General features: G+C 70.3%; 11 protein-coding genes. 8 read left to right on the top strand and 3 right to left on the bottom strand.

The annotated features are described in order from the left end of the window. Positions 1-242 precede the first annotated feature (242 nt). From OG738_RS12745 to OG738_RS12735, 3 genes are all read left to right on the top strand, one after another. On the top strand, positions 243-782 hold the full coding sequence (locus OG738_RS12745; protein ID WP_329053846.1) for a hypothetical protein: 540 nt from the start codon (positions 243-245) through the stop codon (positions 780-782). 193 nt (positions 783-975) lie between these two features. Continuing rightward, positions 976-1,614 (top strand): HNH endonuclease family protein, encoded by a 639-nt coding sequence (locus OG738_RS12740; protein WP_329053845.1) that lies wholly within the window; start codon positions 976-978, stop codon positions 1,612-1,614. A 79-nt stretch (positions 1,615-1,693) separates the two neighbouring features. After that, positions 1,694-2,800, top strand: coding sequence for a glycosyltransferase (locus OG738_RS12735; protein ID WP_329053843.1), 1,107 nt, complete (start codon positions 1,694-1,696; stop codon positions 2,798-2,800). Here the strand turns inward: OG738_RS12735 and OG738_RS12730 are convergent. Next, positions 2,784-4,661: an FAD/NAD(P)-binding protein gene (locus OG738_RS12730; RefSeq protein WP_329053842.1), complete on the bottom strand. Its 1,878-nt coding sequence runs from the start codon at positions 4,659-4,661 to the stop codon at positions 2,784-2,786. The two genes, OG738_RS12735 and OG738_RS12730, sit on opposite strands and share 17 nt — an antisense overlap. 185 nt (positions 4,662-4,846) lie before the next feature. On the opposite strand from OG738_RS12730, the gene OG738_RS12725 reads away from it, so the two are divergent. The 3 genes from OG738_RS12725 (at position 4,847) to OG738_RS12715 (ending at position 8,195) form a co-directional block, all read left to right on the top strand. Beyond that, positions 4,847-5,137, top strand: a complete 291-nt coding sequence (locus tag OG738_RS12725; protein ID WP_329053841.1) for a hypothetical protein — start codon at positions 4,847-4,849, stop codon at positions 5,135-5,137. Positions 5,138-5,446: 309 nt separating this feature from the next. Next, the gene (locus OG738_RS12720) at positions 5,447-6,709 is read left to right on the top strand and encodes an MFS transporter (RefSeq protein ID WP_329053840.1); all 1,263 of its coding nucleotides are present in this window, start codon (positions 5,447-5,449) and stop codon (positions 6,707-6,709) included. 322 nt (positions 6,710-7,031) lie between these two features. Further along, complete coding sequence (locus OG738_RS12715; RefSeq protein ID WP_329056685.1) at positions 7,032-8,195, top strand: GGDEF domain-containing protein; 1,164 nt, start codon at positions 7,032-7,034, stop codon at positions 8,193-8,195. A gap of 5 nt (positions 8,196-8,200) precedes the next feature. On the opposite strand, the gene OG738_RS12710 is transcribed toward OG738_RS12715, so the two are convergent. Further along, the gene (locus OG738_RS12710; RefSeq protein ID WP_329053839.1) at positions 8,201-8,845 is read right to left on the bottom strand and encodes a TetR/AcrR family transcriptional regulator; all 645 of its coding nucleotides are present in this window, start codon (positions 8,843-8,845) and stop codon (positions 8,201-8,203) included. Positions 8,846-8,933: 88 nt separating this feature from the next. Here OG738_RS12710 and OG738_RS12705 point away from each other — a divergent pair, with 88 nt between their 5' ends. After that, positions 8,934-10,157 carry a lipase family protein gene (locus tag OG738_RS12705; protein ID WP_329053838.1) on the top strand — a complete coding sequence of 408 codons (1,224 nt, stop codon included), beginning with the start codon at positions 8,934-8,936 and terminating at the stop codon, positions 10,155-10,157. A gap of 56 nt (positions 10,158-10,213) precedes the next feature. Here the strand turns inward: OG738_RS12705 and OG738_RS12700 are convergent, their stop codons facing one another. Continuing rightward, positions 10,214-10,624, bottom strand: a complete 411-nt coding sequence (locus tag OG738_RS12700; RefSeq protein WP_286001012.1) for a DUF3151 domain-containing protein — start codon at positions 10,622-10,624, stop codon at positions 10,214-10,216. A gap of 297 nt (positions 10,625-10,921) precedes the next feature. On the opposite strand from OG738_RS12700, the gene OG738_RS12695 reads away from it, so the two are divergent. Beyond that, entirely contained in the window at positions 10,922-12,103 is a 1,182-nt protein-coding gene (locus OG738_RS12695) for a hypothetical protein (protein WP_329053836.1), read from the top strand. Positions 12,104-12,148: the final 45 nt, after the last annotated feature.

Below are 12,148 nucleotides of genomic sequence, written 5' to 3'. Positions count from 1 at the left end.
GCGACTTTCGGATGAAAGTTCTTCATCCGGGCTGACCGCCGCCAGGTAAGCGTCATACGGCGCATATCGGGGCAATCCGGCGGCGAATTGCCCTTTTTGACAATGTTTCCCGCTGCATCGGCAACGCATTAACCGCACGGGTGTCACCTGGCGTTAACTAAGTGTCACCCACAAGTGTTGCTTACTGCCACTTCCGTGTCTGATGGTTATTCGGTCCCCACCGATGACACGGAGGCAGTCAGATGCCCACCATTCGCGCGTTTTATTGTTCCTTTACCACGATCGCCGTGGTCGCCGCTTTGTCCGGCGGCGTCACCGGCGTCGCCGGCGCGGCCACCGCGACCACCGAAGCCACCTGCTCACAGGCGGATCTACCGCTGCCGGACCCGACCTGCACGCCCGGCGCGCTGAACCCGGACGTCACGCAGTCGACGATCGGCTCGACCATCTGCGTTTCCGGCTGGACCGCGACGATCCGGCCGTCGACCTCCTACACCAACAAACTGAAGGTGCAGGGGATCACGGACTACGGGTATTCCGACACGAGCCTTTCCGACTACGAAGAAGACCATTTCCTCCCGCTCGAACTCGGCGGCGCGCCGAAGGATCCGAAGAACCTTTGGCCGGAGCCGCACTCGGGGAGCGAGAATTCGTATTCGAAGGACAGCGTGGAAAACGCGGTGAAGAAAGCCGTCTGCGCGAAAAAAGCCACTCTGACGGCCGCGCAGCACGCCATGCTGACCGACTGGACGACGGCCGAGTCGGTGCTGGGAATCGGCTGACCAGGGCGGATGCGGTCCGGGCGGGCAGGCCGACCGCCCGCCCGGGCTCCGTCGAGAACGACAGCGCAATTCCGCGATGGCGAAGTCATGAGGAATTAACCCAGCTGCGTCAGTATGTCACCCATACGTGTTGCACCAGCCACTCCGATGTATCAGGGTTAGCTGTCCCCACACCTGACACGGAGGCAGCAAAATGCCAACCAGGCGTGCTGTTCGTCATTGCTTGACCGTCGTCGCGGCCACCACCGTGCTTTCCGGGACGCTGATCAGCGTCGCCGAGGCCACTCCGCCGGGCATTCCGGCCACGACCACGGCGAAGTCGGAGCTCGCGGCCCTCACCGTCAAGGCCGACGGTTCGCAGACCGGCTACAGCCGGGACAAGTTCCCGCACTGGATCGACCAGGGCAACAGCTGCAACACCCGCGAACTGGTCCTCAAGCGCGACGGCACGAACGTCGTCACCGGTTCGGACTGCGCCCCGACGTCCGGCACCTGGAAGAGCCCGTACGACGGCGCGACCTGGACGGCCGCGTCCGATGTGGACATCGACCACGTCGTGCCGCTGGCCGACGCGTGGCGCACCGGGGCGTCGGCGTGGACGACCGCGCAGCGCCAGGCGTACGCGAACGACCTCACCGACCCGCAGCTGATCGCCGTGACGGACAACGTCAACCAGGAGAAGGGCGACAAGTCGCCCGACCAGTGGAAGCCGCCGCTCACCAGCTACTGGTGCACCTACGCGAAGATGTGGACCGCGGTGAAGTACAAGTTCAAGCTCACGGTCAACACCGCCGAGAAGAGCGCGCTGACGGACATGCTCGGCCGCTGCTGACCGGCGGGACGTCCGCGCCGCGGCAGTGGGCGCAGCAAATCGCTCCGGTCGGCAAGGGCTGCCGAGTACGCTCAGGGCGGTGCGGATCCTCTTCACGTGCCGCCCGGCGTACGGCCACCTGTTTCCCTTGCTGCCACTGGCGAACGCGGCCGTTGCAGCGGGCCACCAGGTCGTGTTCGGCACCGGCGAAGCGTTCGTGCCCAAGGTGCGCGACCTCGGTTTCGACGTCCATCGCGCCGGCATCGGCATCGGCGAGGCGGAGACCGAAGCCAAGAAGCGGCACGGCGAGGACGCCGGCTTCCTCGACGTCGGCGTCACGATGTTCGCCGAGTTGCTGCCGAAGTCGCTGCTCGAGGACCTGACGCCGCTGCTTCCGGGCCTGCGTCCGGACCTGGTCGTCTACGAGATGAGCGACGTCGGCGCCGGGATCGCCGCGCGCCGGGCGGGGATCCCGGCCGTCTCGGTCGTGATCGGGCGGTCGATGCCGCCGGAGATCCTGGCCGTCGCGACCGAACGACTGCGGCCGCTCTGGGGCACCCTCCCCGCGGACGCCCTGTTCGGCGACGCGTGCGTGGACGTCTGGCCCGACAGCGTCCGAGACCCGGGCACGGCGGCCGTCCCGACGGTGTTCCGGATGCGCCCGACGCCGTTCGACCCGGACGTCCCGCTGCCGCCGCTCCCGGAAGACGGCTTCGTCTACCTGACGCTCGGCACCGTCGTCTTCGGCGCGACGCAGGTGCTGCGCGGCGCGATCCGCGCGCTGTCACGGCTGGACGCCGACGTGCTGGTGGCGCTCGGCCCCGGCGATCCCTCGCTGCTCGGCTCGGTGCCGGACCGCGTGCGCGTCGCGGGATTCGTGCCGCAGGCCGAGGTCCTGAAGCACGCGGGCCTGGTGGTGCACCACGGCGGCACGGGCACGGTGCTCGCGTCGCTCGCCGCCGGGCTGCCACAGCTGATCCTGCCGCAGGGCGCCGACCAGTTCGCCAACGCCGAGCACCTCGAAGCGCTCGGCGCGGCGAAGTCCTTGACAGGCGAGGCGATCCGGATCCCCGCGATCGAAACGGCGGCGCGCGAACTGCTCACCGATCCGAAGCCGCGCGACCTCGCGCGAAGCACCGCGGCCGAGATCGCGGAAATGCCCCCGCCGTCGCGAGTGCTGGCCGAGATCGTCAGCTGGGCGAGCTGACCAGCGCCAGGATCTCGCGTGCCACGGCGTCGTTCTGGCGGAAGCTCGCCGCGTTCGTCCGCGGGCGGGTGAACGCCGCCGCCGAGCGGGCGCTCGTGTGCGGGCCCACGGCGAAGCGGTGCGGATGGGGGCGGCCGGTGCCGTCGAGCAGGCGGGAGTCCGACACCCGCGTGTGGATCCGGCCGGACGGCAGCAACGCGCCCGTCACCGGGTCGGCCACCGTCTCCTCGGCGAGCTCGCCGGTGTCGCGCAGCTGCCGGAGCAGGCCGTCCGCCGCGCGGGTCACGCTCGGGCCCGGCAGGCGCGCCTCGACCAACGTCCGCGCCGAAACCGTCCCCGGATAGCTGGCACTGGACGCGACGAACGCACCCGCGTCCGCCGTCACCTGCATGTCCGCGCCGGCGAAGGAAACCACACCGGCCTGGTGCAGGGCCAGCAGCTCCTCCAGCCGACGCGGCGGCGGCCCGCTGGCGTAGTACGAGAAGAAGCCGTGGAACCAGCCGTCCATATCGGACACCTGCGACGACGCCGCCAACCGTCCTTTTTGGACGAGCGTGGGCAGCTGGCCGTAGACCGAGAGCAACGCCATGAACGCGCCGAGGTCGGCGCTGAACTCCTGGTCCGCCCGGCGCGTGAGGTCGGCTTCGACGTACTCACGCAGTCCCTTGCCGAACTCCTCCGCCGAGCCGAACTCGCGGTCCGCCAGCGGCCGGTCGAGCCGGTCGAGGTCGAGGCGGTCGGCCTCGGCGGGGACCGCCCGCTCGACGAGGTCCCGCATGCCCGGCGAATCCCAGGGCAGGTCGGCGAAGGCGTCGGCGAACACGACGAAGTCCAGGCGCACGCGGTCCGGGTGCCCGGTGAACAGCTCGCTGTAGTAGCCCCAGGCAAGCTCCTTGGCGATCAGCGGCCAGACGTCCGTGCGGAAGTCGAGGGCCTCCCCGGGAAGCCCGTCCATGGCGTAGGCGTCGAAGAACCTGGGCAGCCGCAACGGTTTCCCGCGCAGCCGGTAGCCGATCTTCGCGTGGTAGGGCACCCCGCGCCGCGAGCCGACGTGCAGCACCGGCTCCGCGCCGCTCGGGTGGTAGCGCAGGCCGCCGGACGGGAGGTCCTCGAACCGGCCGCCGCGGCCTTCGGTCAGCAGCAGCATCAGGTCGACGAACGCCAGCCCGAACCCGCGCACCAGCACGGTTTCGCCGGGCGCGATGCCGGAGTAGTCGACGTCGGCGGTGTAGCCGGCCGGGTAGTACGCGAGCCCGTGCCGCGCGGCGAACGTCACGAGCTCGCGCTCCCGCTCGTCCGGGTCCGCGTCGAGGTGCCCGACCGTGAACACGACGGCGTCCGCCGCGACGGCCGTCCCGTCGGACAGGCTGACGGTATGACCGTCGACACCGACCGCCCGCGCGGCGTGCTCGACGACGGCGATGCCGTCGGGCAGATCGCCGAGGACCGTGCGGTAGAACCAGGTCAGGTAGGCGCTCTGCAGCCGCCGGGTCGGGAAGTCGAAGCTGTCGAGCGCGGTCAGCTCGGCGACGACGTCGGGCGGCACCTCGGCGTCGAGCGAGCCGTCACGCACCTTCCGCGCCCACTCCAGCAGCGTCGGCCCGGGCCGCACCGGGCCCGCCATCTTCACCGAGTCGTCGGTGAACATCGTGACGTCTTCGGGCATGGAGTTCATCCGCAGCAGCGGTGACTGGTCGTAGCGCCACACGCGGCCGGGTCCCGGCGGGAACGGGTCGACCAGGTGCACCTCGAGCCGCCGGTCGCGCAGGAGGTCCGCGTTCGCGCCGAGCCGCTCGAGGACGCCGACCCCCCGGGGTCCGGCGCCCACGACAACGAGGGTGAACGGCGCGCGCTCGGCCATGGAGCCGAAGCTACGCCGGGGCCCTGGACCAGGGCGTCCTTCCCATACTCCGGAATTCCGGGAATAAAACCAAACACTCCGGCCCGCGGCGCCGAATCCCCGGGGCACGTCGGCGAGAGGAGCGGAATTGTCCGTTGTCCACCCAGGCGCCCGGGCCTTCGCAGCTGTGCCGCGACGACGAAGACTTGGCCGCTGAGATAGGTCCGCCGCACCGCGTCCACACCGCGCAGGACGTGGTCGGCACCCTGCTCAGGGGCAACTGGGCGATCTTCGCGCACGAATGGGCCGACCCCGACGGGATCGACCCGAAGCACTGGCGAGACGTCGTCGAAGCCGCGTCGGAGGCGGCCGGGGTCGACGTCGAGTTCGTGATCATCCCCCGCCGGTCCCTGACCGTCGTGTTCAACCGGGCGGCCCCGCCCACCTTCGAGCAGGTCCGCGCGTCGATCGAGGTGATCGAAAAGCACCGGGCCTGAGTTCCACCCTGCGGACTTCGCCAACGCGAGGTGGCTACTTTTGCCTCTGGTCCTCCGGCCATCGGGTACGGAATGATCCATTGGTGACTCCTGGGCGACCGGCCAGACACTGCGGGCTATCGTCTGACTCGTTCAGGAAAGCTCCGTGACACCTTGGATACCGGCGAAAGAACCTAGAGATTTACCAACAGTCACGGGACACTGGCTGAGGCAACTCACGTACCGTGACTGCCTCATGACCGATCGGCCTTCTCGTCACCAGCGGTCATGAGAACGGCACGGTCTGCACAAGAGGTCGGGAGAAAGCGCATGGCAGCACCGCGGGATCGCGTCACGTTCCGCGAGGTGTTCGGGGTCGCCGAGTTCCGCGCGCTGTGGTTCGGGGAGCTGCTGTCGATCGCCGGGGACCAGCTGGCCAGAGTCGCGCTGTCCATCCTCGTCTTCACCGTGACCGGCTCTGCCACGCTGACCGGCCTCACCTACGCGCTGACGTTCGCGCCCTCGCTGCTCGGCGGCATCTTCCTGACCGGCCTCGCCGACCGGTTCTCGCGGCGGACCGTGATGGTCACCGTCGACCTGGTGCGGGCCGGCCTGATCCTGCTCGTCGCCATCCCGTCGCTGCCGTTCTGGGTGGTCTGCGTCCTGGTCGCGTGCGTCTCGCTGCTGAACCCGCCGTTCAAGGCCGCCCAGCTCGCCCTGCTGCCGCAGATCCTCGAGGGTGACCGGTTCGTCGTCGGCATGGGTGTGCGGAGCATGACCGTGCAGTCGGCGCAGCTGCTCGGGTTCGCCGGCGGCGGCGCGCTGCTGCTGGCCCTCGACCCGCACGTGGCCCTGGTCGTCGACGCGGCCACGTTCCTGCTCTCCGCCGGCTTCGTCCGGTTCGGCGTGCGTTCGCGGCCGCCGGCCGCGAACGCCGAAAAGCGGAAGTCGTTCTTCGCCATGATCAGCACCGGCGGGCGGGTGGCGCTCGCCAACCCCGCGCTGCGCGCGCTCGTGCTGTTCACCTGGCTGATGGGCCTGCTGCCGGTCTACGAGGGGATCGCGGCCCCGTACGTCTCATCGGCGGGCGGCGGCCCCGAACTCGTCGGGCTCCTGCTCGCGGCCGACCCGGTGGGCAGCGTCATCGGCACGTTCATCTTCACGCGGTGGGTGCCCGCGGACGCCCGGCCGAAGCTGATCGGGCCGCTGTCGGCGCTGTGCGCCGTGCCCATGCTGGTCGGCTTCGCCCAGCCGAACCCGTGGGTGTCGATCATCCTGTTCGTCCTGTCCGGCGCGTTCGGCTCGGTCGCGCTGCTGCAGGCGACGGCGTCGCTGACGCTCGCCGTGCCCGACGAGAACCGCGCGCAGACGATGGGCCTGTCCAACACCGGCCTGACGACGATGCTCGGCGTCAGCCCGCTCATCGGCGGGGTGCTGACGGACCACTTCGGCGCGCAGACGACCGTCGGGATCTTCGGCGTTGCCGGATTGATACTTACGGCGCCGCTCGCGCTCGCGTGGCGGCGCTCACGGCCTTCGGGGGCGGGCGAAGGTGGGCATGACTTTGAGACCCAGCGCGCCGAACACGCCTGAGCACGCTCGACACGCTGGCTTCGTCATCGCGACCTTGCGGCGCGGCTCCGGCTCACTGATCTCTGGAACGCATCGCTGGCCACCCTTCGATCCGGCGTCCCGGAAAATGTACACACCTAAGGCCCTTGTGGACAGACGGCAAACGGGCTGAAACTGTCCGTGAGTGGTTCATCACCACCACCGAGCGCAAGGGTTTGGGGGAAGAATGGTCACATTGGGGGAACGGTCTGGACAAGGCGTGATTTCTGGTGTTGCGGGCTGGGCGCTGTGGCGGCGGCCGCCCCGCTGGATCGCCGTCACGCTCGCGGCGATCGCAGTACTGGTGGGCTGGACGGCCGTCGCCACGGTCACCACCACGATCACGCTGAAGCACGTGGGCATCCTCGGCCTGCTGGGCGCGCTCGCCCTGGCCCAGACCGAGGTCAGCCGTCGGATCGAGCGCCAGCGGCGCATCCTGAGCGACGGCCCGCACATGAACATGACGTCGGTGTGGCTGCTGCCCGCCGCGCTCCTGCTGCCGACGCAGCTGGTCACCTTGCTCGGGGTGACGCTGTACGTCGGCCTGGCGCTGCGCAGCTGGTCGGGCACCCGCCCGGGCCAGCCGCACCGGGTCGCCGCGAACGCCACCAGCGCGACGCTGTCGGCCTGCTCGGCCGGGCTGGTCACGCACTTCTCGCCGGGGCTGAGCGTCCTCGCCGTCTCGCTCGCGGTGGCGGTGTACTTCGTGGTCAACGCGGCCCTGACCGGCCTCGGCCTCTACCTCGCCAACCCGGAGGAGGCGACGGTCGAGAGCTGCCTCGGCGGCATGGACGACAACCTGCTCGAACTGTCCACGCTGTGCGTCGGCGGGCTGCTGGTGATGGTGCTCGGCCAGGAGGCGCTGCTGTCGGTGCTGGTCATCCTGCCGCTGTACGTGCTGCAGCGGTCCGTGCTGGTCAAGCGGCTCGAGGAGCTGGCCACCACCGACCAGAAAACGCAGCTGCTGAACGCCACCACCTGGCAGGACGGCGCGCAGCGCGAGATCTCGCGCGCCGAGCGCGACAAGGGCAGCTTCGGCGCCATGATGATCGACCTCGACCACTTCAAGCGGATCAACGACACCTACGGGCACCTCGCGGGGGACGACGTGCTCAAGGCGGTGGCCGCCGTGGTCAAGCAGGAGACGCGGGCGCACGACCTGGTCGGCCGGTTCGGCGGCGAGGAGTTCGTGGCGCTGCTGCCGTCGACGTCCAAGGAGGACGCGATCGTCACGGCGGAGCGGATCCGGCAACGGGTCAGCGAGCTGATCATCAGCACGAAGACCAACGAAGGCGCCTTCGTCGACATCGAACGGCAGACGGCGTCGATCGGCGTCGCCGCCTACCCGCTCGACGGGTCGTCGATCGAGGAAGTGATGGCGTCCGCCGACGCGGCCGTCTACGCGGCCAAGCACGGCGGGCGCAACCGGGTGGTGGGGTCCGCCGAAGTCGCCTTGGCCGCGGCTTAGCCGGCCTACCGCAGCCGCTCGATGACGTCGCTCGCCTTCGTCTGGAGGCGGGCGACGCCGCCGACCGTGAACTCGGTGAGCAGGTCGATCAGGGCTTCCTGGTCGGGCGGCTCGCCGTCCCAGGTCGCCTGCACCAGTGATTCGGTCATCGCGAAGAAGAGCGTGACGAGCGCGCGGTCGGCGCGGCCGGAGTCGATGCCGTGCGCGGCCCACCGCTTGCGGGCCGCGTCGGCGTAGACGACCGCCAGCCGCTCCCTCAACCGGGTGAGAGCGGGGTCGCCCGCGCGCTCGGCCGCGCGGAGCACGCCGTAGGCCTCCGGGCGGTCCGCGACGAAGGTGACCATGTTGGCGTAGTTGGCGCGCGCCCAGGCCCGCAGGCCGGGCTGCGGGTCGGTCACCGACGGGCCCGCGATCGCGGCGAACGCACGGTCCTCGGTTTCGGCCACGACCTCGGCGAACAGCGTCGCGCGGTCGCCGAACTGCTCGTAGACGGCCTGGCGCGAGACGCCGGCCTCCCGCGCGATCTGCTCGATCGTCGCGCCCTGCAGCCCGTGCTGCGCGACGACCTTCGCCGTCGCCTGCAGCACGCGCGCACGCTGCTCTCCGACGGGGAGCTTGCGCGGCCGACCGCGCGGCGCCGGGCTTGACATGGTGGCCCACCTCACGTGATTCTTTTTCCGACACCTCTGTCCAAAAAGGTGTTCCCCGCGCACTAGTCCTGCTCAACGAGGAGCAAGCATGCGTATCTTCTCTCGCCGCGCCCTCTCCGCGGCGGTCGCCACGGCTTCCGTACTGGCCCTGGTGGCACTCGGCCCGCCGCAGGCCTCCGCCGCGTCCTTCTACGACCCGCCGTCGCCGTTGCCCGCCGGCCGCAACGGCGACGTCATCCGGCACGAAGCGTCGACGTTCTACGTCGACCCGATCCAGCTGATCAAGGCTGACGCGAGCGTGCAGCGGATCATGTACCTCAGCCGCGACACGCACGACGCGCCGATCGCGGTCACCGGCACGGTGCTGACCCCGCACGCGGTGTGGCACGGCTCAGGGCCGCGCCCGATCGTCTCCTACGCCGTCGGCACGCAAGGCGAGGGTGACGACTGCGCGCCGTCGAAAGCGCTTGCCGCCGGGTTCGAGTACGAAGGGCCGTTCATCGCCGGGCTGCTGGCGCGGGGCTACGGCGTCGTCGTCACCGACTACGAGGGCCTCGGCACGCCGGGCGACCACACGTACGTCAACCGCGCTTCGGAGGGGCACGCGGTGCTCGACGCGATCCGCGCGGCGCAGCGGCTGCCGGAGGCGAGCCTGCCTGCCGACGGCCCGGTCGCGATCGCGGGCTACTCCCAGGGCGGCGGCGCGTCGGCCGCGGCGGCGGAGCTGCAGCCGAGCTACGCACCCGAGCTGAACCTGAAAGGCGCGTACGCGGGCGCGGTGCCGGCGGACCTCGCCGCGGTCGCCAAGAACCTCGACGGGCACTACGCGGTCGGCTTCCTCGGCTTCGCGCTGGTCAGCATGAACTACGCGTACCCGGAGCTCAACATCCCGGCCCTGCTCAACGCGCGCGGCAAGCAGCTGTTCGAGCAGGTCCGGACGGAGTGCACGGTGGCGGCGATCGCCGCGCACGCGTTCACGCAGTCGTCGACGCTCACCAACGACGGCCGCTCGCTCACCGCGTACCTCGGCGAAGAGCCCTACGCGTCGCGGGTGGCCGAGCAGAAGATCGGGACCCTGAAGCCGACGGTGCCGGTGCTGATCGTCCACAGCGCACTCGACGACATCGTGCCCTACGCCCAGGACCGCGACCTGGGCCGGACGTGGTGCGGCAAGGGCGTGCAGGTGCAGTTCAGCACGACGCTGGTGCCCACGCACGTGCTCGCGGCGGTGCGGGCGTACCCGGAGGCGTTCGCGTGGCTCGAGGGCCGCTTCGCCGGCCTCCCCGCGGTCTCCGACTGCGGCCTCTTCTGAAAGTCGTGAGGGGCACCTTCCTGGACTCAATGGCCAGGAAGGTGCCCCTCATGGCACTACTTCAGGCCGGTGGCTTCCGCGGCCGCCGGGTCGGAGTCGGCGAGGAACGTCCGGCAGCGGTCGTACTCCTCGGTCTCGCCGATCTTCCCCGCGGCCTTGCCCAGCACGGCGAGCGCGCGCAGGAACCCCTGGTTCGGGCGGTGCGCCCACGGCACCGGGCCGAAGCCCTTCCAGCCGGCGCGGCGCAGCTGGTCGAGGCCGCGGTGGTAGCCGGTGCGGGCGTAGGCGTACGCGGCGACGGTCTCGCCCGCGTCCAGGGCCTTCTCGGCCAGCGAAGCCCACGCCTCGCTGTAGTCGGGGTGTTCGGCGGCCACGGCGGCCGGGTCGTTCCCGGCGTCGAGCGCGGCCTGGGCGGCGGTGTGCTCGGGCAGCAGCGTCGGCTCGGGGCCGAGCAGGTTGTGCGTCATGCCGCCCATTCTGCCCACGCCCGCGGGTCAGAAGAACAGGCCCGCGAGAACCCCGCCGCCGGCCAGGACCAGAGCGCCGACCAGGACGGCGGCCACAACTCGTTTCGGCATCATGGCGGCACACCCTGCCAAGCCACGCACGCCCGAGGCAAGTCGTCCACCCCTAAGGGTGACAGCGGCGCGAAGCGCCTCCGCTGAGGGTGGTGGTGGGGAAGAAGGTCGGGGGGAATCCCGATTTTGGCGGTCTTTGCCACGGTCCTGACCCGCTCGTGACCATGACCGGCCATGATGTCCGGCATGGCCAAGGCAGTCGACGTCCCGGTGGACGTGATCCCGCGCAGCCCGATCGGCAAGACGCGGCTGTTCTTCACGCGGCACTGGCACCGCGGCGCCCCCGGGCAGCCGACGCCGGACTGGGTGCTCCGGTTCTGCTACGGGATGTGGCTGGCGGCGTTCGCGTTCAAGCTGGTCGGCTCGTCGTGGGACATGTCGTGGCACTTCAAGTGGCTGCGCGACGACCTGGCGCCACCGCACCTGATCAACACCGTCGGCACGGTGATCATCGTGGTGCTGGTGGCGATCCACAGTTACACGGGCCTGGGCGCCGACAAGACGTCGCTGCGGCTGATGCAGATCGGCCTGCTGACGTTCCTGGTGGCAGCGCCGCTGGACGTCATCAACCACCGCGTCAACGGCCTCGACCTGACCGCGTGGAGCCCGTCGCACATGATGTTGTACCTGGGCACGGGCATCATGCAGGCGGGCGTCCTGCTGGGCTGGCTCCGGTCCGCGCCCGCGGGGAGGTTCCGCACCGGCGTGTTGCTCGCGCTGTGGGCGTTCTTCCTGGAGAACACGTTCTTCCCGAACGGCCAGCAGGAGTACGGCATCCTGGGGCTGCGCGCGTGGGAGCGCGGGGCTCCGGAGGCCGAGCCGTCGCTGCTGTCGTTCGCGGCGAACCAGATCGGCCACCCGGTCGACCGGACCGCGATCCTGCACTTCACGATGCCGATCCCGGAGTGGGTGTACCCACTGTGGGGCATCGGGGTGATGGCGCTGATCCTGGCCTTGGCGCGCAAGACTTTGGGGTTCCGCTGGTCGGCGTCGCTGGTGGCGTTGGCGTACGTGGCTTATCGGTCGGTGATGTGGCCGCTGCTGCTCGGGCTGGGGTTCCCGGTGTCGACGGTGCCGTTCTACCTGCTGTTCGTGGGCCTCGCGGTGGACCTGGCGTTCGCGATCGGCGTCGGCGTTGTCCGGGCAGGCGCGGGGGCGCTGCTGGTGACGGCCTTCGGGTTCGGGGCGCTGTGGGTGCAGTCGCAGTTCCGGCCGTGGGTGCTGGGTGACGCGCACACGGAGTCCGCGCCGCCGGTCGCGTACTGGACGGCTTTGGTCGTGCTGGGCGGGGTGTTCGTGCTGTGGGCCGCGGCCGGCCCGGCGTCGCGGCGGTGGACGGCCCGGCGTTCGGTCGCCGAATCGGTGTGAACACGACGAAGGGCCGCCACGAAACCTCCGTGGCGGCCCTTCGCG

Source organism: Amycolatopsis sp. NBC_01488, assembly GCF_036227105.1.
GTDB lineage: Bacteria > Actinomycetota > Actinomycetes > Mycobacteriales > Pseudonocardiaceae > Amycolatopsis.
This window is presented reverse-complemented; position numbering and strand designations above follow the sequence as displayed.

What these genes read in the sequence shown, in the direction of transcription:
- OG738_RS12730 (WP_329053842.1), bottom strand. Translation starts at nt 4,661, where the DNA reads ATGGCCGAGCGCGCGCCGTTCACCCTCGTTGTCGTGGGCGCCGGACCC.
- OG738_RS12700 (WP_286001012.1), bottom strand. Translation starts at nt 10,624, where the DNA reads ATGACGCACAACCTGCTCGGCCCCGAGCCGACGCTGCTGCCCGAGCAC.
- OG738_RS12695 (WP_329053836.1), top strand. Translation starts at nt 10,922, where the DNA reads ATGGCCAAGGCAGTCGACGTCCCGGTGGACGTGATCCCGCGCAGCCCG.
- OG738_RS12740 (WP_329053845.1), top strand. Translation starts at nt 976, where the DNA reads ATGCCAACCAGGCGTGCTGTTCGTCATTGCTTGACCGTCGTCGCGGCC.
- OG738_RS12720 (WP_329053840.1), top strand. Translation starts at nt 5,447, where the DNA reads ATGGCAGCACCGCGGGATCGCGTCACGTTCCGCGAGGTGTTCGGGGTC.
- OG738_RS12705 (WP_329053838.1), top strand. Translation starts at nt 8,934, where the DNA reads ATGCGTATCTTCTCTCGCCGCGCCCTCTCCGCGGCGGTCGCCACGGCT.
- OG738_RS12745 (WP_329053846.1), top strand. Translation starts at nt 243, where the DNA reads ATGCCCACCATTCGCGCGTTTTATTGTTCCTTTACCACGATCGCCGTG.
- OG738_RS12710 (WP_329053839.1), bottom strand. Translation starts at nt 8,845, where the DNA reads ATGTCAAGCCCGGCGCCGCGCGGTCGGCCGCGCAAGCTCCCCGTCGGA.